This window comes from Wolbachia endosymbiont (group A) of Therophilus tumidulus (assembly GCF_964277345.1).
Lineage (GTDB): Bacteria > Pseudomonadota > Alphaproteobacteria > Rickettsiales > Anaplasmataceae > Wolbachia > Wolbachia pipientis.
The window spans coordinates 1,071,470-1,092,030 of sequence record NZ_OZ195515.1; the positions used below are offsets into that span (position 1 = coordinate 1,071,470).

Sequence of the window (20,561 nt, forward strand, 5' to 3'; positions counted from 1 at the left end):
TTACCCAAATTCACAATGATTAAATATATTTTATCCGTTGATGGAGGTGGCATTAGAGGCATCATACCAGCCATTATTCTAGCAGAAATAGAGCAAAGGACAAGAAAACCGATAGCTGAAATCTTTGATCTTATGGCAGGGACCTCAACCGGTGGAATTGTTGTAGCTGGATTATGTAAAAAAGATAAACCTCAATATTCTGCTAATGATTTAGTCGAGTTCTATCGGGAATATGGACCATATATTTTCAAGTCTTCATTTTTTAGGCGATCAATATTATCTTGGTTTAACTGTGCACAATACCCATATAAAAATATTGAATTTGTATTGGACAAATATTTTGGTGATGATACTCTACAAAACACTTTAAATAATGTACTGCTTACCAGTTACGACATTCAGAATAATTGCCCATTTTTCTTCAAAAGCTGGAAAGAAGGTAATATTAAGCTGAAAGATGCACTCAGAGCTGCAACGGCTGCACCTACTTACTTTGCACCTAAATATCTTAAAATCAACCACAAGGAAATGGTATTAGTGGATGGCGGGGTATTTGCAAATAATCCAGCGGCTTGTGCATATGCAAGTGGTAAGAGGTTATTTCCAAATGATGATATTCTACTGTTATCGATAGGTACTGGAAGAACAGATAGAAGCATAGAGTATGCCAATTCAAAGAGATTTGGAAAAATAGGCTGGATAAAACCTTTGTTAAATGTGATGTTTTCCTCTGGATTGGACTGCGTAAATTATCAGATGAATCAAGTAATAGGCAATAGATACGTAAGAATACAATCGCAATTGAAGCTAGCGTCGGCTGACATGGATAACATTACATCAAAAAATATCAAATCTCTTCAACAAGAGGCAAAGGCAATGATAGAGGACAATCAGAAATTAATAGATAAACTTTGCGATTTCATATCTTAATTTATACCAAGCAAAATTCAACTGAGCCAAAAAAGTTGGTTAGCAAATTCTGTTGGTTAAATCATTAACTAATTTTACTTATATCTTAAACACATTCAATTTTCACACTCACCCAACTCATCAGCAGTTAGGCCACTTGCTCGCACAATAATATCAATAGCAACACCTTCCTTAACTAGATCTTTTGCAATCTTGATTTTCTCTGCTTTTTTAACCTTTTCTTTACCAGTTTGCATTCCTTCAGATAAAGATCTGGCTACCGTATTCAGTAATTCTTGATCCTCAATTTTTTCGCATTTACCTATAAACCCAAAAACTGGCTCATTTTCATATTCTGTTAGTCCAAGAGCTTTAATGTTAACTGATAATGTCTTTGCTATCTTATATAATATTTCAATTGGAATGTCTGTATATCCTCGTTCATAGTCGTGTATTTCTTTAGGTGTTGAACCAATTTTATTTGCCAAGTCCTCCTGAGTGTATTCCCGTATTAATCTCTGCTCTTTTATCCTTTTCCCCACTTTGTAGAGTATAGAATCAGTACAAATTTCTTTCTCTATATCATCATATTCATAAGTAGATAAGCGAGTCACTTGGGAAATAATATCAACTGAAACTCCTTCTTTCACTAGATTCTTTGCTACTTCTATTTTCGCTTCTTCTTGGCTAATTTTCTCGCTAATATATACAAACCTTACTAATGGATACAGCTTCTTGCGTAATTCCTGATCCTTAATTTCTCTATGTATTTTTGTTAGATAGACTATTTCTTTATCCTCATCTTCATACCAACTGTTTTCTCTTAGTACTGTTGGTCCTGGAAGTAGATCTATAACATTGACTGACAATGCTCCTGCTATTATATACGATTCTTTGATTGTAATAGCCTTGCACCCTAGTTCAAAGTTATGTATTTCCTTATGTGTTAAACCAATTTTGCTTGCTAATTTTGCCTGAGTATACCCTTGTACTATCCTACAACCTTCTATTTTTTTCCCCAGCTCGTAGCTTGCTGAGCCAATATGCTCTGAATTATCATAGATAAATCCTCTAAAAGCTGTTTTTCCTACAGAAGCAAACATATATTCTATCACAAAAAAATCCACTATTGGCTAAGTTTTTATGAAATCACAAAAATTTCTCAATCATATAATTTGATAAGCCTGTCGTTTGCAAGATAATATCAACAGAAATTCCTTCTTTCACTAAATTCCTTGCAACTTCAATCTTCTTTTCCTCTCTGACCTTTTCTCTACAAACATGTATACCTTCAAATAAAGACTTGATTAGCATATCGCGTAATTCCCGGCTCTCAATCTTTTTGTATTCTCCTATCAAATTTGATAGCTTTTCTTCCGCTTCTTCATCTGATTCGGGAAGCAGATCTATGATGCTGATTGATAATACCTTTGCTATTTCATCTAACATTTCAAGTGAGACAGCAGCTCTCCCTTGTTCATACTCGTATATTCCTTGATTTGTTATGCCAACTTTATTCGCTAAATCTTTTTGTGTATATCCTCGTATCAATCTCCACTCTTTTATCCTTTGCCCTACTTTGTATGGAACCGAAATTTTGTTCTCCTCATACTCACCAATAGATAAGTTAGTTGTTCGAGAGATAACATGAGCAGAAACTCCTACTTTCATCAAACCCCTTGCTACTTCTATTTTTACCGCTTTTCTGCTTCTTTCCTCACTCAAACGAATAAATTTGGTTAATAAATAAAATACCTCGCTTAATTCTTTATCCTTATACCCCTTTACTAAATTTAATATTTCTTCATCTTCAAAATATCTTTTTTCATTTGTTAGCGTCTCTCCACAAACTAAACCTTTAACATTTACTGATAATGCTTCTGCTATAGCATATAATTTCTTAATTGGAATTTTACGACTCCCTTTTTCATATTGCAGTATTGCCCAGTACTTTACACCAACCTTCTCCGCTAAATCCTTCTGAGTATACCCTCTCTCTAACCTCCAACTTTTCACTTTTTGCCCTACCTCACAGTCTAGACTTTTTTCCATACAAAGAACCATACATATAATATTTTCTACTATAGCTCAAAGGCTCCAGTAAACTCTGGAACCTTAAAATAAATGAATTAAAGTTCCCTAAAGGTTTCTTTACTACCTCCACATACCCTATTTACCCATGAAGACAATACTTCATCATTGCCAATCTCTTTTATAGCATACTTTTCATTCCATATGCCACATCTAGTGAAATTACCTTTCTCTACTGCTTCTTGAAGTTTCACTCCCCCAAAAAGGCAGTTTTTTCCTATTTCTTCGCCTCTTTTTTGTAACTCAGCCCACATTTCCTTGTTTTCTACTCTGACTTGTACTTGATCATATTTTTTTACATCGTGGTACAATATAATATTTAGCTGACCAATGCTTGTAGGAAATTGTAATATAATAGAGCTTTCATCTGACATATCGATATAGTTTCTTATACCTCCCTTCTCGCTTTTAACCTCAACTGCATCATTACCAATTTTTAAAATATTACTTCCTAACTTTCTGTTTGCTTCCAGTATTTTGGCTACCTCTACCTTGCTATTATCAGAAAATTCTATATATGATGTTGTATTGTCTATCTCGAGATCTATTAAGGATCCTTCTTGAACAGCACTTTCGCCAGCTTTTTCTAGTTCTTCTAGTTGCTTATCTATCTGTAGCTGAACTTCTGGTTGTAGCTCATCATAGATTTCACCTATCAGTTTATTCTGTAGTAGAGTATCATGAAACTCTGCACCGCTTAACATTAATTTACGTATTACCTTTTTACGATCAACCTTATCAAATTTATGAAAATGTGTACCTAATACTACATACTCTGAGAAACTCCATTCCCCATCATTACATGCATTTAGCCTTGTTCCATCACCTATTACTTCATCTATAACTTTGTTCATCTCTTTTGGGGTTTTTGCTTTTACCACTCCACTCTTAAACCAGCTCAACTTTTCACTTTCGCTTATACTTGGCTTTATTTTTTGCAAGGCGGAGGTAAATGGATTTTTATCTTCTTGATCACTTGCAGGTTTTGTGCCATAAACATAGTCAAATCCTTTCCCACAGTTGATTTTGTTTTCGCGAACTTCTCTACCAGGGAAAGGTGCTATTTCCTCAGGCTTTTTAGCCTTATTAATTTTGCTTACAAAGGTGGATTGCTCCTTAGTACGACCTATTCCTACAATAGCATTTAACACCTCACCTTTTGATAATCTATCAAGATCAATGTTTAACTCGTAAGTACCTCCTTCTTGATCATCAAAAGGTACAATTATTTTATTACTCATATTAGCCTCCGCTATTAAATATACTTTACTAAGTCTACAACCGACTTTATTACTTTATTATTAACTTAATATATACTTTCTCATTAATTATAAGTAACAATTAATGTGCTTGCAAATACTTTCTTCATTCAAGTAGTTAAACAACTCATGAAAATCTTCAAATATCTGCTTTATAACAGTCCTTGCTCTTTAAAGCTAAAATACCCAACACTTGTGATGATAATGTGATCCAGTAACCTAATCCCTATAGTCTGACAAGCTTTAGCCAAGTCTTTAGTTACAGCTTCATCCTCATCAGATGGCTTTAACCTTCCTTCTGGGTGGTTATGCGATATTATTATTGACGTCGCTTTTCTTATTAATGCCTTTCTTGTTACTTCTCTTATGTAAAAAGGTACCTTATCCACTGTACCAGTGAACACTTCTTCCCACTTTAAACGGCACTTTTGATCAAAATATATTATTTTCATCTTTTCCTCCTCTGAATAGCCAATACTAACCCTTAAATATTTTACTATGGTTTCCAAGTTATCCATTACAGGTCCTTTCTTTAACTCTTCTCTTGGTACTCTCTTTGCAGCTTCCTTTAGACATAAAATTACTGCTACTGTAGAGTCAGTTATCCCTTCTATAGTTTTCAAGTCATCTATTTCCTGACCTAAAATTCCTCCTATTCCAAAACTATCTATTAGCTTTCTAGCAATAACTCGAGCTTCTTCCCTGTCATGCACTGCACTTAGAAACGTTTCTATTACTTCACGATCAAGTAGAGCTTTACCGTTGCTTTCTAATGCTCTGAACTCTATTTCTTCTCTACGATCTTTCTTATTATTCATAAAAATTACCCTTCACTAATAACAAAATGTTTTTATATATTTACTGCTGTTTTTTTGTCAGCATTGGCATAAAGCCATAGCTTTTGAGTGAAGTCAAATCAATTTCTCAATCTTTTTTACTTATTTTTTCATCAAAAAGTAAAGATATTAATAGATACTGATTTTTTATTTCAAATTTGTTGAATTTCGTCTAAAGAGATGCCCACTGTTTTTAAAATAATATTGATAGAAATTCCTTCCTTAACTAAATTCTTTGCAATTTTCATCTTTTCTACTCTCTTCACTTTCTCTTTGCAAACTTGTATGCTTTCAAACAGAGATTTTATTAGTACATGCCGTAGTTCTTGGCTCTTGATCTTTTTGTATTCTTCTATTAACTTTGATAGCTCTGCTTCACTATTCTCATTTTCTCTTGTTTCTGGAAGCAGATCTGTAATATTAATTAATAGTACCTTTGCTATTTCATCTAACATTTCAAGTGAAACAGCAGCTCGTCCTTGTTCATATTCATATATTCTTTGATTTATTATGCCCACTTTACTTGCTAAATCTTCCTGAGTGTATCCTCTTCTCAACCTCCATTCTTTTATTCTTTGACCTACTTTATACGGAATAGAAATTTTTTTCTCATCATTATCATATTCATCAATAGATAAACTGGTCGTTTGAGAGATAACATGAGCAGAAACTCCTTCCTTAACTAAACCCTTTGCCACCTCTATTTTTACTACCTTTCCACTTTCTTCCTCACCAATACGGATGAATTTAGTTAATAAATAAAACGTTTCACGTAATTCTTGGTTCTTAATCTCTTTATGTCTTCTTACTAGATTTAGTACCTCCTCTCCCTCATACCCTTTCTCATTTGATACTTCTTGTCCGCAAGCTAGATCTCTAACAGTTGTTGATAATGCTTCTGCTAATTCATATAACTTCTTAATTGAAATTCTGCGCGTTCCTTTTTCATATTGCAGTATTACCTGATATGTTGTTCCGATTTTTTTTGCTAAATCTTTTTGAGTATATCCCTTTGCTAATCTACGATTTCTTACTTCCTGTCCTATTACTTTGTAATCTAAAAAATTAGAGCATTTATTCTCTTTTTTCACATTTTATACTCCATAACCAGAAGAGCTATCACGTATACCTAATTGGGAACCTTTTTGACAAACTGAACTCATCTCCTTTCAAACAATTTTTCTATATCACTTAGTTTCATTTCTATATAAATTGGTCTTTCATGACCAGAATATGGAGTTTTCTCAATTTGTCTTAGTATCTCATTCATCTCTTCCAACTTCATTTCCCTTCCAGCTCTATGGCACACAATGGTAGCTAACACTTTTTCTTCTATAGGTAGCGTATCTCCTATCTCCATTAATCTATCAACTATATTCATCACCATCTCTTTCACATTTATTGTTCCTAAAATTGCAGGTATTTCTTTCACCCTTACTTTATCTTCTGATTCTATTTCAATACCAAAACCCATTTCGAAAAGCTTATCTTTATACATTTCAACCATCTCCATTCCAGCTTGGTTTTTAATCTCGACTATTTCAGGAAGAAGAAGCTTTTGCCTTTTTATGCTTGATTTTTGTTTTAAGCACTCATAGATCAACCTCTCATGAGCTGCGTGCTGGTCTACTATAATTAATTTGTCTTTAGCCTCAGCAACAATGTAAGTATTGTAGACCTGACAGCGTGCATATCCCAGAGGATAATCCTCTATTAAATCAATTTGCTTCCTTTCTAAAACCATCGTTCCCTTTTGGGGTGGAGATTCTCCATATTTAAACGTTTCTGGTAAGCTTTGCCTTCTTTCATCTGGTGCATTGAATTCTTTCATTAGACGATTTTCTAAAAGACTTGGTCTCTTTTCATAAAACTCTTTTTGATCTTTTTTCTCTTGACTATCAACCTGCTCTTGGCTTTTACTATCATTAAAAATTAGCTCCTCTTCAATACCTTGATCACCCGCTGCAAATCTCGTTGATAGTGTTTTTATTATCCCTCTTCTCACTATTTCATATATTAGCCTTTTATTCTGAAATCTTACTTCCGATTTATTTGGATGCACATTTACATCTACTTGGTCATATGGTACTTCTAAATGCAACACTGCAAAAGGATACCTATTGTTTGGAATAAAATCGTGATACGCATATCTAATTGCACCAACAAGTAGATTGTCTTTTATTGGCCTTCCATTAACAAACGTACAAATCTGAGTTGAGTTGCCACGATTGACATTAGGTTTACAGATGTGTCCCTTAAGTTTGATGCCTTCTTCTTCCTCTTTAACTTCCAGTGAATTGCTTTGAAATTCTTCTTCTATTTCACATAATCTGTTGAACAGCGAAGTTTGCTTAACATATTTTAAGAGCTTTTTATTACCAGAAGTGAGAGTAAACCCAATACTATAATTAATCATCGCTAAGTTATTCACAATATCAACAATACTTTGTGTTTCTGCCCTTTCGGTTTTTAGAAACTTTAGTCTATTTGGTGTAGCAAAAAATAAGTCACGAACTTCAATATATGTACCTTGCAACAAAGAACAAGGGGTAATCTCTCTTATTTTTTCTCCTCCCTCATACCTTATAGACCATGCTTCCTTTGCTCCACTTGCCTTAGACGATAATTTCATTCTGCTTACTGCTGCAATTGAAGGTAAAGCTTCTCCCCTAAACCCAAGGTGCTTGATTTCTATTAACTCACTATCGCTTAATTTTGAAGTGGCATGCCTCATAAATGCTAGTTCTAAGTCGTCCTTTTCTATTCCATTTCCATCATCTGTCACAGTTATAAGGTTACGTCCACCACTTTCTATTTTGATCTCTATCTCTGAACTTCCAGCATCTATTGCATTTTCTACTAATTCCTTTACTACACTCGCTGGCCTTTCTATTACCTCTCCTGCTGCTATACGATTTATAGTTTTTGTGTCTAAAAGAATTATTGCCATATTTTCAACTCTCAGTCTGATCAGTTTAATATCAATTAAAATCAGATTGTCTATTAAATTCTATTCTAAGCCCTTTCATGAAGATCATTAGAATTATGTATAATTATTAATGCTTTTTAAGTGGATTTCCTATTGTTCTTTCTAAGTTCCTTGGTGCACGTAACGATTATACTTTAAAAAGAATGTTGGCTACTGAGAAGAATGAAGACATCATCATCAGCGAAAAAAAAGGGCAAAAAACAGAGAAATTTGATGTAACTACTTAAGAAAGGTGTCTCTATTGCAGCTGAGACAGCTGATCACTCATGATCAAATAAAAAAGTTATAAGCACACAGATTGGATTACAGTATCTTTTTTAAGAAGAAGATTTATCTTGCTTAAAAACTTGTAGATACTATATTTTACATAAATTCTTCATGCGAGGCCTTTATGTTTACTAATAGAATATCTAATAATCTGGATCAGCTACAATTTTTTGTAGAGTTTTTAAATGAAAATTATGAAACTCAGAAACATCTTAGTCTTACACCACTACATTTAGCAGCAGGAAATGGTCAGTTGGATTTAGTCAACACTTTATTAGGAGAGGGTTTAGATATTAACTCAGAGATTAAGTACGATGGCTTTACGCCACTGTATTTTGCAATTGCAAAAAATCGCTTAGAGATGGTTAACTTTCTTATTGCTCATGGAGCAGATGTAAACCATAGGGCCATTCTAGGCTTTACACCTTTAAGTTTTGCATCCCAGCAAGGATATTTAGATATAGTCAACACCTTGATTGCAAATGGAGCAGATCTTAGTACTAAAACAGATAAACTTAATACACCTTTACACCTAGCAGCAGAGAATGGTCATCTAGATATAGTAAATGTTTTTATTGAAAAGGGGTTAGATGTTAATGCTGTAAATAATGATCGAGCAAGACCTTTACATTCTGCAGTACAAAATGGTAACCTCGAAGTAGTTAAAGCTCTTATTTCACAAGGGTCTGATATTAACGCTGGATCTTCAGGCATAGGTAATCATAAAGTTGATGCAAACATTACACCCTTACATCTGGGAACACAAACTGGTAGGTTAGATATAGTTAAGGTTCTGCTTGAAGCGGGAGCAAACGTTAATGCAAAAACAGATGATAAGATTACACCTCTACATTTAGCGTCTCAAAATGGCTTTTTAGAGTTAGTAGACATTTTACTAAAAGCAAAATCTAATGTTAATGCTAAGGATTATGAGAATCTTACACCACTACATTTAGCAGCAGAACGTAATCACTTTGGAGTAGTTAAGTCTCTTCTTCTCGTAAAGGGAATTGATGTTAATGCTAAAGGCCACGATAATTCCACAGCTTTACATATAGGATCTCAGAATGGTCACCTAGAAGTAGTGAAGCTACTAATAGAGAAAAAAGCCAATGTTAATGCTAAAAAAAACGAAGGTTTTACACCTTTGCATCTAGCAATTCAGCAAAGTCATTTCGAGGTGAGTGATTTTTTAATTAAAAATGGAGCAAACATCAACACCGTGGATGATCAGAATTGGACTCCTTTACATAATGCAGCATATAATGGTTTTTCTTTAAAAATAGTAGAGAGCTTAATTGCAAAAGGAGCAAATATAAATGCAAAGATGGATGATGGTAGAAGAGCTCTACATTTGGCAGCAGAACATAATCACTTGGAAATAATGAATTTCTTGATTGAAAATGGAGCAGATATTAATGCTCTAGATAACAGAAGTTGGACTCCTCTACATTGTGCAGCATATGATGGTAATTTAGAAGTTGCTAAATCTTTGCTTGATAAAGGAGCAGACATTAATGCTAAAACAGTTAAAAGTACTACACCTCTACACTTTGCAGTAGACCATGATCATTTAGAGGTGGTTGAATTGCTCTTAGAAAAGGAAGCAGATATTAATGCTTTAGATCACACAAATTGGACTCCTTTACATTTTGCAGCAGAAAAAGGTTATGATCAGATAGCAACCGTTCTATTGAAACATGGTGCTGATGTAAATGTAAAAGAAAATCAAAATAAAGGCACAGCCCTACATCTTGCAGCTCAATATGGTCATCCTAAGGTAGTTAAAACTCTTATTATAAATGGAGCGGATGTTAATGCAAAAATGGATAAAAATGCTACGCCTTTACACTTAGAGCCTGTCTTGAAAAGAAATGAGAAAGAGGATATGATGAGATAAGTAAAAAATAGTAGGTAAAAATGTATCCAAGTGATATAAGTGACAAAGAATGGGAAATTTTGGAGCCAAGTGTTGCACAAGGTGCAATAGGACGGCCAAGAAAGCACAATATTAGAACAATTATTAATGCAATAAGATACATAATGAAAGGTGGTTGCCAGTGGAGAATGCTGCCAAAAGATTTTCCGCCATGGAAAACGGTGTATGATTATTTTCTCAGGTGGCGTAATAGTGGCAAATTGGAAGAAATACACGATATGTTAGTAAAAAAGGTAAGAAAAATGGTTGGCAAAAATGAAATACCTTCGGTAGGAATAATTGATAGTCAATCAGTGAAAACCACTCAAAAAGGGGATCCAGAGGATATGATGCTGGCAAGAAAATAAAGGGTAGAAAACGTCACATCATTGTGGATACAATAGGCCTAATTATTACAGCTGATGTTCATAGTGCAGGCATTCAAGATCGTGATGGTGCTCTAAATCTTTTTACTCAAGCTAAACGAAAAGCTCCAACGCTACAAAGGTTTCTCGCTGATCAGGGATATATTGGTAAATTGCAAAATTACTGTTTATTGAAAACAGGATGTTTATTGACGATTACTAAAAAAGCAGCTGATGCTGTAGGATTTCAAGTTATTCCTAAACGGTGGATTGTTGAAAGAACTTTTGCTTGGCTTTCCAATTTTAGACGTATGAGCAAGGATTATGAGCATTCTCCTCTTACTTCAAAAACTAATATCTCCTTTAATATGATTACTATTATGCTTGCTAAATTAGCTGCTTAGTTCCTTTCAAGACAGGTTCTTAGGGGCACAAATTGGTAATTTAGATATAGTTAGGTCTCTACTTATGAGCGGAGCATACTTTAATGCTAGAGCTGAAGGAGGTAGATATGTTTTACCATTACACTTTGCGGAAAGAAGAGGAAACCCAGAAGTAATAAAATTACTAAAATTGGTTGAGAAGTTATTTAAGGCTATAGAAGATAATAATTATTTAGGAATTGAGAGTTCCATTAGAGATGGAGCAATCATTGATTCGAAGAACGTGGATGGAAGAACGCCATTACATTATGCTGTTAATAATGGGCACATAAAAGTTGTAAATATCTTGCTAGCAAATGGAGCTGATGCTACTCAAGTTACTAACAAGGGTAATACACCATTACACACTGCTGCTTCCAAAGGTCATAAAGAAATTATTGAAGCTTTGTTACAACGTGTAAGCCACAATAAATTGAGTGATTTTATTAATGCTAAAACAATAGTTAAAGGCACTACATCGTTGCATGTTGCTACTGAAAATAGCTTTTTCGAAGCTGTAAAATCTTTGTTGAAACATGGTGCAATTTATAACATCAAGAATAAAGAAGGTAAAACACCACTTGATCTTTCTCGAGACCAGAATATTACTAACCTATTGAAATTAGTAGAAGAGCTATTTGAAAATGCAAAAAATGGTAATGTTGAAATTATCAGTAAGCTGAGAGCAATAAAACCCGATGAGCGCGTAGCTGTAACAAATGCTCGTGATGATCAAGGCAAGTCATTAGTCCAGGTTGCAGTAATCAATAAACACTCAAACCTTGCAAGTAGATTATTAGAAATATTAAAAAGTCCAGATCAGAGTTTACAAGATGTCAGCGTAGAAAATCGAGTAAAGAGTTTAAAGTTATAGTTCTCTTAAATGAAACTCTAATGAGGGTGCCAAGATCTAGATCATTTAGAAAATTATAGTGGGCTTTACATCTTATTAATTATAAATTAACTTACTATCTAATCAATCCCTAAGTCATGTATGAGTAACATTTTGATAATATTAGCAGCAGGAAAGAGCAGTAGAATGAATTCTGAATATTCAAAAGCGTTGCACCAAGTGGGAAATCTTACTCTTTTAGAACATATAATTTCTAATGCAAAATTGCTGAGTCTAAAAAGCTTATCAATTGTTGTTAACAACTCCCTTCTAAAAGATTTAGAAAACTTTGATACTCTAAAAAGTATAATCGATCAATACAATATAAAACTAATAATTCAAGAAGATATTACAGGTACTGGCACTGCAGTTAAAATTGCTCTAGAAAATCTGGAGGAGTTATCTGATCAAGACATAGTTTTAATACAGTATGGAGACACTCCTTTTATATCTAGTGATACAGTTATGAAAATGACTGATTGTTTAAAGTATAATAATTTAGTTCTTCTTGGATTCAATAGTCAAGATGAACAATATGGAAGATTAGTAATTGATAATTACGGCAATGTTCAAAAAATCCTAAAAAATGGAGATAAAATGCTTCTTGCAAACTCTGGAATAATAGCTTCATATGCTAAAGATCTCTCTACCTTAGTAAAAGAAATAAAATTTAATAATTCGACCAATGAATATTGTCTTAATGATATAGTACCCATTGCAGCAACCAATAACTTGAGTGTAGGTTGTGTAGTTACTGATGAAAGAGAAGCAATGGGAGTAAATAATAAAGAGAATTTGGTTAAAGCTGAACACTATTTTCAAGCAACAACTCTTCTTTCATAATCACATTTTTTATTCACTAATTTAAGTTGACATTTATTTTATACTGGTTTTATAATACCTTTTGATTCTTACTTGTAAGATAATTGGTACGACAAATTTTCCTAGTTGTAGTGAGAGGGTATACATGGGGATATTAATAACAGGTGCTGCAGGTTTGATAGGGTCAACCTTGGTGAAAAAGTTAGAAAACCAGGGCCATGAAGTAATAAGCTGTGATATTAGGTTTCACAACAATCCACTCAGTTTTTTTTCAGAAGATATAGTACCACTACTTGCTAAGTGTACAGGAATTATTCATCTGGCTGCAATTTCTCGGGTTATACATGGTGAACTTTATCCTGAACTGTGTAAAAAAATTAATGTTGATGGTACAATGCAGTTTTTAGGGTTATGTAAGTCACTTTCAAATAAACCATGGTTTATATATGCAAGTAGTAGGGAAGTCTATGGAGAGCAGAAGGAACTGCCGGTTACAGAATCTGCTAGTATCAATCCAATAAATAATTATGCCAAAGGTAAAGCATTTATTGAGAAACAAATAACAAGCTTAAAAGATTTTAATGTAGCAATATTACGCTTTTCAAATGTATACGGTGGTTTACTAGATCATAACAGTAGAGTAATTCCTGCACTCTGTATTAATGCATTAAGAGGTGATCCAATTAAAATAGAAGGTAAAGAATGTGTTTTTGATTTTACCTATTTGGATGATGTTATAGAGGGTATATGCTTAACTGTTAAATATTTACAAAGCGAAAAATCTTCTCTTCCTGCTATTCATCTTACTACTAATAGCCCATGTACTTTAGAAAACTTAGCAAAAACAATATTAAAAGTCACGAAAAGTGATTCTAGAATTGATTTTTATCCTCCAAGAAATTTTGATGTAACTAAGTTCCATGGTGATTTTACTAGAGCTAAAGAGCTACTTGGTTGGTCTCCAAAACATTCATTAGAAGTAGGATTAAGTAATTTTATAAAAAGTCTACAAAACAATACACAAGAATATCCTGACAATATAGATATGGTAATATATGAAAATATTAAAAGTTATTCATGGTTACCCTCCTTATTATAGTGCTGGTTCAGAGGTTTATAGCCAAACTCTTGCTCATGAACTAGCAAATAACAATGAGGTACAAGTATTTACTAGGTATGAAAATAGCTTTTTACCTGATTTTTATTATACTACAGTCCTAGATCGTAGTGATTCACGAATCTTACTGCATTTAATTAATATACCCATAACTAAATATCGTTATAAATTTATTAATGAAGAAGTAGATATAAAATTTAAAAGAGTAATAGATAACTTTCAGCCAGATCTTATACATTTTGGTCATCTTAATCATCTATCAATTACTTTACCAGAAATTGCTTTTAAAGAAAATATACCTACAATTTTTACGCTACATGACTTTTGGTTAATGTGTCCAAGAGGAAGGTTTATTCAACGCAATTCTGAAGATTTGTTGCGGCTTTGTGATGGACAAAAGGATCAAAAATGTGCAACCCAATGTTACAAAGGATATTTTACAGGAGATGAAGAATTCCTGAATTTAGACATAAATTATTGGGAACAATGGGTTGCAACTAGAATGAAGCACACAAGGAAAATAATAGACTATATAGATTACTTTATTTCCCCATCAAAATTCTTGATGGATAAATTTACTCAGGATTTCAATGTTCCGATAAACAAAATTTCTTATCTTGATTATGGTTTTGATCTCAATCGTCTTAAGAATAGAAATAGAGCACAAGAAAAAGAGTTTATTTTCGGTTATATTGGTACTCATACTCCCGAAAAAGGTGTTGACCTATTACTAAAGGCTTTTTCTCACTTATCATCTAAAGCAAAACTTAGAATTTGGGGAGCAGCAAGAGAAGAAACTAAAGCTTTAAAAGCGATTGCCGATCAGTTTTCACCTGTTGTTAAAGAAAGAATAGAGTGGATGGGAAGTTATGATAATAAGAATATAGTTACTGACGTATTTAATAAAGTTGATGCAATAGTCGTTCCTTCAATTTGGGGTGAAAATTCACCATTAGTAATACATGAAGCACAGCAACTTAGAATACCACTTATAACAGCCGATTATGGTGGTATGGCAGAATATGTAAGAGATGGACTATTGTTTAAGCACAGAGATGCAAGTAGTTTATCAGAAAAAATGCAAGTCCTATCTACAAATCAGGAGTTATACAATAAACTTACCCAAAAAGGCTATCCTTATACTGAAAATGGAAATATACCTTCTATAAGTGAGCATACTGAAAAACTTAACAAGATTTACCGTAATGCTATTGAAAAGAAAGGCAAATCAGTAGCTGTTAAACCCGGTCCTTGGAGAATTACTTTTGATACTAATCCAGATTACTGCAATTTTGCTTGTATAATGTGCGAATGTTTTTCACCATACAGTAAAGTTAAAGAAGAAAAGAAAGCTAAAAGAATAAAACCTAAGATACTGTCGATAGAAACTATCAGAAAAGTAATTAAGGAATCAGCTGGAACACCTTTAAGGGAAATCATTCCTTCTACTATGGGTGAGCCTTTAATGTATAAAAGCTTTGATGAAATAATCAATTTGTGCCATGAGTTCAGCCTTAAGCTTAACCTCACAACCAATGGTTCTTTTCCTATTAAAGGAGCTAGAAAATGGGCTGAACTATTGGTACCAATTTTATCTGATGTTAAGATTTCCTGGAATGGGGCAACTAAAGAAACTCATGAAAGAATCATGAAAGGTTCAAAATGGGAAGTAGTGACAGAAAATTTAAAAACTTTCCTTGAAGTTAGAGATAAATACTTTAGCGATACAGGTGAAAGGTGTACCGTTACTTTACAATTAACATTTTTGGAAAGTAATTTACATGAACTCTATGACATAGTTAAGATGGCCATAAAAAACGGCATAGATAGAGTTAAAGGACATCATCTTTGGGCACATTTTGAGGAAATTAAGGATCTATCTATGAGAAGAGATGAGTTAGCAATTAGTAGATGGAACACGGAGGTGAGAAGGTTATACGAACTTAGAGATAATATTCTATTGCCAAATGGTAAAAAGATAAAATTAGAAAATTTCACAATCCTTTCTCAAGAAGGTATTAAGGATTTGGCTCCAGGTGGTCAATGCCCATTTTTAGGTAAAGAAGCATGGATAAACAATGAAGGAAAGTTTAGTCCTTGCTGTGCTCCAGATGAACTCCGTAAGACATTAGGAAATTTTGGTAATGTTAATGAGGTTAAACTCGAGGAAATATGGCAGAGTAGTGAGTACCTAAGCTTACAAAAGAATTATTTAAATTACAAATTATGCAAAACATGCAACATGAGAAAACCTTTGATCAATTAATCAAAGATAATCTTAAATCTATTAAAATTTCACCGTGTGAGAGTTTTCACGAATTACTAGGAAATCCTTTGTATGAAAATAGGTTTATAAAGGTTGGTAAATTTCATGAGCCCGGTCTTGCACCGGTTTATGATCAGACAGGTGCTTATCATATCAATGTGAGAGGAGAAGCAGTTTATCATCATAGATTTCTGAAAACTTTTGGATTCTACTTCAATAGAGCAGCCGTAGAAGATGATACAGGGTGTTACCATATTGATTCATCTGGATGTAGAGTATACAAACAGTCGTATCAATGGATTGGAAATTATCAGGAAGATGCTTGTGTAGTTAGAAGACATGATAAATGTTTTCATATTAATTTAAATGGCAACAGGATTTATCAGGAGGAATATGATTATGTTGGAGATTTTAAGGATGGTATCGCTGTAGTCTATAAGGATGGCAAAGCTACACATATTAATCATCATGGAAAGTTAGTACATAATAAATGGTATAAAAAACTTAATGTTTTTCATAAAGGGTATTCTATTGCAGAAGATCAACATGGTTGGTTTCATATAGATATTAATGGTGATCCTGTTTACCAGCAGAGATTTAAAATGGTAGAAGCATTCTATAATGGCATGGCAAAAGTTGAAACTTTTGAAGGTGTGTTAGGACAAATCGATATTACCGGAAATGTAAAGTTTAGTATTTTTGATTTAGGTAAAGAATCTCAAGTGCATAGGATTTCTGCAGAACTTTCAGCCTTTTGGAAAACTTACCTAACAAGCGTTGCTATTGAACTTGATTTGTTAAATATTTTACCTGCAACTGTGCCGTTTTTATCTAAAAAGTTAAACATTATCGTACCAAATCTAGAAAGGCTGTTAAGGGCGTTGTGGGAAATAGGGTTTATTGATTACGATAAGGACGAGGACTTATGGAAACTATCATCAAAAGGTAAGTGTTTTAAGGAAATACCATTTTTGCCAAAAGCAGCAACAATGTGGGCAAGAGTTGCCGCTGAAAAGAATTGGTTAAAGATTGCCGATATACTAAAACAGAAGTCAATCTCTTCATTTGAATCTTTTAAGGAAAGAGAAGCATCAGAAGATAAGAAAATAGCGTTTTACCAAGCATTGCTAGGATATTCTAGATTTGATACTAAAGAGTTTAATTCTAGGATTAATATAGATGGTGCTAAGAATATATTGCTATTTGGTGTACACTCTTTATTTCTTGCTTATTCTGATATACACAATAAAGGTTCTATAGGCCTATATAACGAACATAAAGTGCCAAGACAGTTAGTAGAAAATTTAAAAGTCAAACTTATAACTCAGGAAAAACTATCAGCTACAAATTATGAATTAGGTGTCTTTTGCCGCTTTCTACAGCATTATGATGATGATAAAGTATTGTCTTATTTAAAATTGGTCAAAGGAATATCTCGTATTTTATTGATAGAAACTATTTTAGATTACCGCTCTCCAGCTGGAGGCTCTGTAGATATTAATGTAATGGTTGAAACAGGAGGTAAACTAAGAACATTAAGCGATTGGGAAAAAATACTCAAACAAGTAAAAGGATTCAAAATTTCTTCTGTTGTACCTTTAACAGATTACTTATCAGTCATTGATGTCAGGTGTTAATCATATGGAAATACTACAAAAAAATGGTTTTTTTATTATCAAAAATCTGGTTCCTTTAAAGCTAATAACTCAGTCTTTAAGTGATATAACAAATAAGATATCAGAGCTATCCCAAGAACTAAGTGTTTCAACTTCTGACTACTTAAACTGTACCGGTAGATGGGGCACGTCATCTCGAGTAACTAGAATTATCTCTCAAGCATTAGATAAAATTATTAAAAATTACCTTGAAAAGTCACTTCAGTGTCAGATACTGCAGAAAAAATCAAATGTTATATGTAAAACTGCTGATTTAATAGATGCAGTTCCCTTCCATCAAGACATCTCCTATAGTTTCAATGATCCTTACCACTTTTCCGTTTGGTTAGCTTTGAATAATGTAAGTGAAACTTCAGGTGCACTGCAAATTATAGAAAACAGTCATAAATGGGAAATACAGCCTTTAGTTGATTTTTGGTACCCATATTTTTTTGATCAGTACTCAAATAACCGAGAAAATTATAAAATTAAGTCACTACCTATTTCAGCAGGAGATGCGATAGTTTTTGATTCACGGTTATGGCATGGTAGTGATAAGAATACAGATGCTAAAGATAGATTTGCTTATGTAACAAGGTGGATTGTAAAAGATCAAGACCTTCCCTATGTGCCAAAACCTCAGCCTTCAGTTTTTGGTATACTCAATTGTGGTGAGTTAACAGAATCTATACTGAGAGAATGCTTGTCATTATTTGGCTACCAAGAAAGTATAAAAGCAAAAAACATGAAAGAACTTATTAAGAGCTGGTTAGCCTTTATTACAGACACAACTACAAATATTTCTGAGATCGACACTACTGAGGCTAAGCGAGATTTATATAAGCTACTTATTCTGAATCAAGCATCAGCACTACATGATGCTGGAGACATCTCAGGAAAAATATACAAAAATTTATGGTTTTCACTACTTGTATTTCTCAATAAAAAAGTCAACGTAGTGGAGCTAGCATTGTAAATGAACAGAAGTAGAGTTGATAGCTTCAAATGTGTATTGATGTTCATCTTGAATATAGTATCTAAATTCAAGCTTAATGTGCTTGTAATGTCTTTAGTTGCCCTGGTGGTAGCTGTTGATTTGTCTTTTAGAAAGTATTTAGTAAAAAATATTCTAGATACAGCTGTAAAATATCAGGAAGGTAATGTAATTGAGAATCTTTTATTACCTGTAAGCGCTTATCTTGGTATGGCATTACTTATCACTACTGCTTTTAGATTCTATGGCTATTTTGTTGACATTCGAATGTTTACCTTAATGCGTCAAAAGATAGCTGATATGTCTTTTTGTAGGCTACTCCAGCAAGACCATTCCTATTATCAGAACAATTTATCTGGAAGCTTAGTACATAAGGTCAGTAACTTAATGGATAGTGTGATAGAGTTAATAAGATTGCTTATAGATTGTTTTTTCGGTTACAGCATAGCATTAGTCTTAGCTATTTATACCTTATCATTAGTAAACATAAAATTTGCAATCGCCACATTCACTTGGGTAAGCATTTTTATTTTAGTATCGATTTTCAGCTTTCGTGTACTTACTGAACTAGCTGATAATTACTCTAAACAAAACTCACAAGTAATAGCTAGTATAGCAGATAGTATTTTAAATGTTATATCAGTAAGGTTATTTTCTCAGCAAGCACATGAGAGACACAAATTTTTTCAAATATGCAAGAAAAGAACTATTGCAGAGAGAAAATTACAATGGGCATACTTTTGTCTTTGGTTTATATATGGATATTCATTCGATATACTTCAAGCAGTAAACTTGTATTTTTTAATTCATGATTATCAATTGAACAAGGTTGCAATAGGAGATATTGCTCTTGTACTTGGAATTAATATATCGATTATAGAGTTTCTTAACCATCTAACTAGGAATCTTACCCAATTTTCTACTCATTTCGGCAAAGTTTCAGATGCATTGCCAATCTTGACTACCGTACCAGAAATTCAAGATAAGGAAAATGCTAAAGAATTAAATTTATTAAGTGGAAGAATAACGTTTAATAATGTTTCTTTTTCTTATGAAGGTCAGGAGCCATTATTTCAAGATTTCTCAGTTACCATTAATCCTTGCGAAAAGGTAGGTCTAGTTGGTTATTCTGGAGGTGGTAAATCTACTTTTATAAACTTAATTCTAAGGCTATTTGATGTTAAAAAAGGTAATATACAGATTGATAATCAAATAGTATCAGAAGTTACACAGAGTTCTTTGAGGCAACAAATATCTGTAATACCTCAAGACCCATTGTTATTTCATGATACTATTTTAGCAAACATCATATATGGTAAACTTCAATCTACTATCGAAGAAATAATGAGAGCTGCAAAGCTGGCTGGTATTCACGATTTCATTATGACTCTACCAGATCAATATGGAACTATAGTCGGAGAAAAAGGTATCAAGCTATCTGGAGGAGAAAGACAAAGAATAATAATAGCAAGGGCATTTTTAAAAAACGCTCCAATATTATTTCTTGATGAACCAACTAGTCAATTAGATTCTATAACAGAAAAAACAATTCAAATGAGTTTATTTAAACTGATGCAAAATAAAACTACGATTACTATAGCACACCGTATTTCTACACTTTTACACATGGACCGAATTCTAGTATTTAACAAAGGAAAAATTGTCCAAGATGGTAAACACGCTGAACTAGTTTCTAAGCACGGTCTTTATAAAGAACTTTGGAATGCTCAAATTGGTTGTTTGAATGGCAAGAAATAAG

At 33.2% G+C, this 20,561-nt stretch carries 16 protein-coding genes; 10 read left to right on the forward strand and 6 right to left on the reverse strand.

The window, feature by feature from the left end:
- Positions 1-15: 15 nt before the first annotated feature.
- Positions 16-930 carry a patatin-like phospholipase family protein gene (locus ACICQD_RS05710; protein WP_395461739.1) on the forward strand — a complete coding sequence of 305 codons (915 nt, stop codon included), beginning with the start codon at positions 16-18 and terminating at the stop codon, positions 928-930.
- 95 nt (positions 931-1,025) lie between these two features.
- On the opposite strand, the gene ACICQD_RS05715 is transcribed toward ACICQD_RS05710, so the two are convergent.
- The 6 genes from ACICQD_RS05715 to mutL all read right to left on the reverse strand — a co-directional run bounded on the left by ACICQD_RS05715 (position 1,026) and on the right by mutL (position 8,045).
- Positions 1,026-2,012: a helix-turn-helix domain-containing protein gene (locus ACICQD_RS05715; protein ID WP_236515186.1), complete on the reverse strand. Its 987-nt coding sequence runs from the start codon at positions 2,010-2,012 to the stop codon at positions 1,026-1,028.
- Positions 2,013-2,058: 46 nt separating this feature from the next.
- Complete coding sequence (locus ACICQD_RS05720; protein WP_264337055.1) at positions 2,059-2,961, reverse strand: helix-turn-helix domain-containing protein; 903 nt, start codon at positions 2,959-2,961, stop codon at positions 2,059-2,061.
- 77 nt (positions 2,962-3,038) lie between these two features.
- A complete protein-coding gene (locus ACICQD_RS05725; protein ID WP_108783953.1) occupies positions 3,039-4,241 on the reverse strand; it encodes a hypothetical protein in 1,203 nt (400 codons plus the stop codon).
- A 170-nt stretch (positions 4,242-4,411) separates the two neighbouring features.
- The gene (locus ACICQD_RS05730) at positions 4,412-5,077 is read right to left on the reverse strand and encodes a RadC family protein (RefSeq protein WP_015587821.1); all 666 of its coding nucleotides are present in this window, start codon (positions 5,075-5,077) and stop codon (positions 4,412-4,414) included.
- Between the two features lie 170 nt (positions 5,078-5,247).
- On the reverse strand, positions 5,248-6,186 hold the full coding sequence (locus tag ACICQD_RS05735; RefSeq protein ID WP_015587820.1) for a helix-turn-helix domain-containing protein: 939 nt from the start codon (positions 6,184-6,186) through the stop codon (positions 5,248-5,250).
- A 68-nt stretch (positions 6,187-6,254) separates the two neighbouring features.
- Positions 6,255-8,045, reverse strand: coding sequence for a DNA mismatch repair endonuclease MutL (gene mutL, locus ACICQD_RS05740; protein ID WP_015587819.1), 1,791 nt, complete (start codon positions 8,043-8,045; stop codon positions 6,255-6,257).
- A 430-nt stretch (positions 8,046-8,475) separates the two neighbouring features.
- On the opposite strand from mutL, the gene ACICQD_RS05745 reads away from it, so the two are divergent.
- The 9 genes from ACICQD_RS05745 to ACICQD_RS05785 all read left to right on the forward strand — a co-directional run bounded on the left by ACICQD_RS05745 (position 8,476) and on the right by ACICQD_RS05785 (position 20,560).
- Positions 8,476-10,251, forward strand: coding sequence for an ankyrin repeat domain-containing protein (locus tag ACICQD_RS05745; protein ID WP_395461740.1), 1,776 nt, complete (start codon positions 8,476-8,478; stop codon positions 10,249-10,251).
- Between the two features lie 20 nt (positions 10,252-10,271).
- Positions 10,272-11,038, forward strand: a protein-coding gene (locus ACICQD_RS05750; RefSeq protein WP_395461506.1) for an IS5 family transposase whose coding sequence is annotated in 2 segments (ribosomal slippage) — positions 10,272-10,599 and positions 10,599-11,038 — 768 coding nt in all. Because the reading frame shifts where the segments join, the coding sequence is not laid out codon by codon here.
- A gap of 64 nt (positions 11,039-11,102) precedes the next feature.
- Entirely contained in the window at positions 11,103-11,930 is an 828-nt protein-coding gene (locus ACICQD_RS05755; RefSeq protein WP_395461741.1) for an ankyrin repeat domain-containing protein, read from the forward strand.
- A gap of 120 nt (positions 11,931-12,050) precedes the next feature.
- Positions 12,051-12,791: an NTP transferase domain-containing protein gene (locus tag ACICQD_RS05760; protein ID WP_395461742.1), complete on the forward strand. Its 741-nt coding sequence runs from the start codon at positions 12,051-12,053 to the stop codon at positions 12,789-12,791.
- A gap of 124 nt (positions 12,792-12,915) precedes the next feature.
- On the forward strand, positions 12,916-13,869 hold the full coding sequence (locus tag ACICQD_RS05765) for an NAD-dependent epimerase/dehydratase family protein (protein ID WP_149168735.1): 954 nt from the start codon (positions 12,916-12,918) through the stop codon (positions 13,867-13,869).
- The gene (locus ACICQD_RS05770) at positions 13,826-16,153 is read left to right on the forward strand and encodes a glycosyltransferase (RefSeq protein WP_395461743.1); all 2,328 of its coding nucleotides are present in this window, start codon (positions 13,826-13,828) and stop codon (positions 16,151-16,153) included. The genes ACICQD_RS05765 and ACICQD_RS05770 overlap by 44 nt, the downstream gene beginning before the upstream one ends.
- Positions 16,114-17,790, forward strand: coding sequence for a WG repeat-containing protein (locus ACICQD_RS05775; protein WP_264730537.1), 1,677 nt, complete (start codon positions 16,114-16,116; stop codon positions 17,788-17,790). Before ACICQD_RS05770 ends, ACICQD_RS05775 begins: the two co-directional genes overlap by 40 nt.
- 4 nt (positions 17,791-17,794) lie before the next feature.
- Positions 17,795-18,784 (forward strand): phytanoyl-CoA dioxygenase family protein, encoded by a 990-nt coding sequence (locus ACICQD_RS05780; protein WP_395461744.1) that lies wholly within the window; start codon positions 17,795-17,797, stop codon positions 18,782-18,784.
- Complete coding sequence (locus tag ACICQD_RS05785) at positions 18,785-20,560, forward strand: ABC transporter ATP-binding protein (protein ID WP_264730541.1); 1,776 nt, start codon at positions 18,785-18,787, stop codon at positions 20,558-20,560. It abuts the gene before it with no gap.
- Position 20,561: the final 1 nt, after the last annotated feature.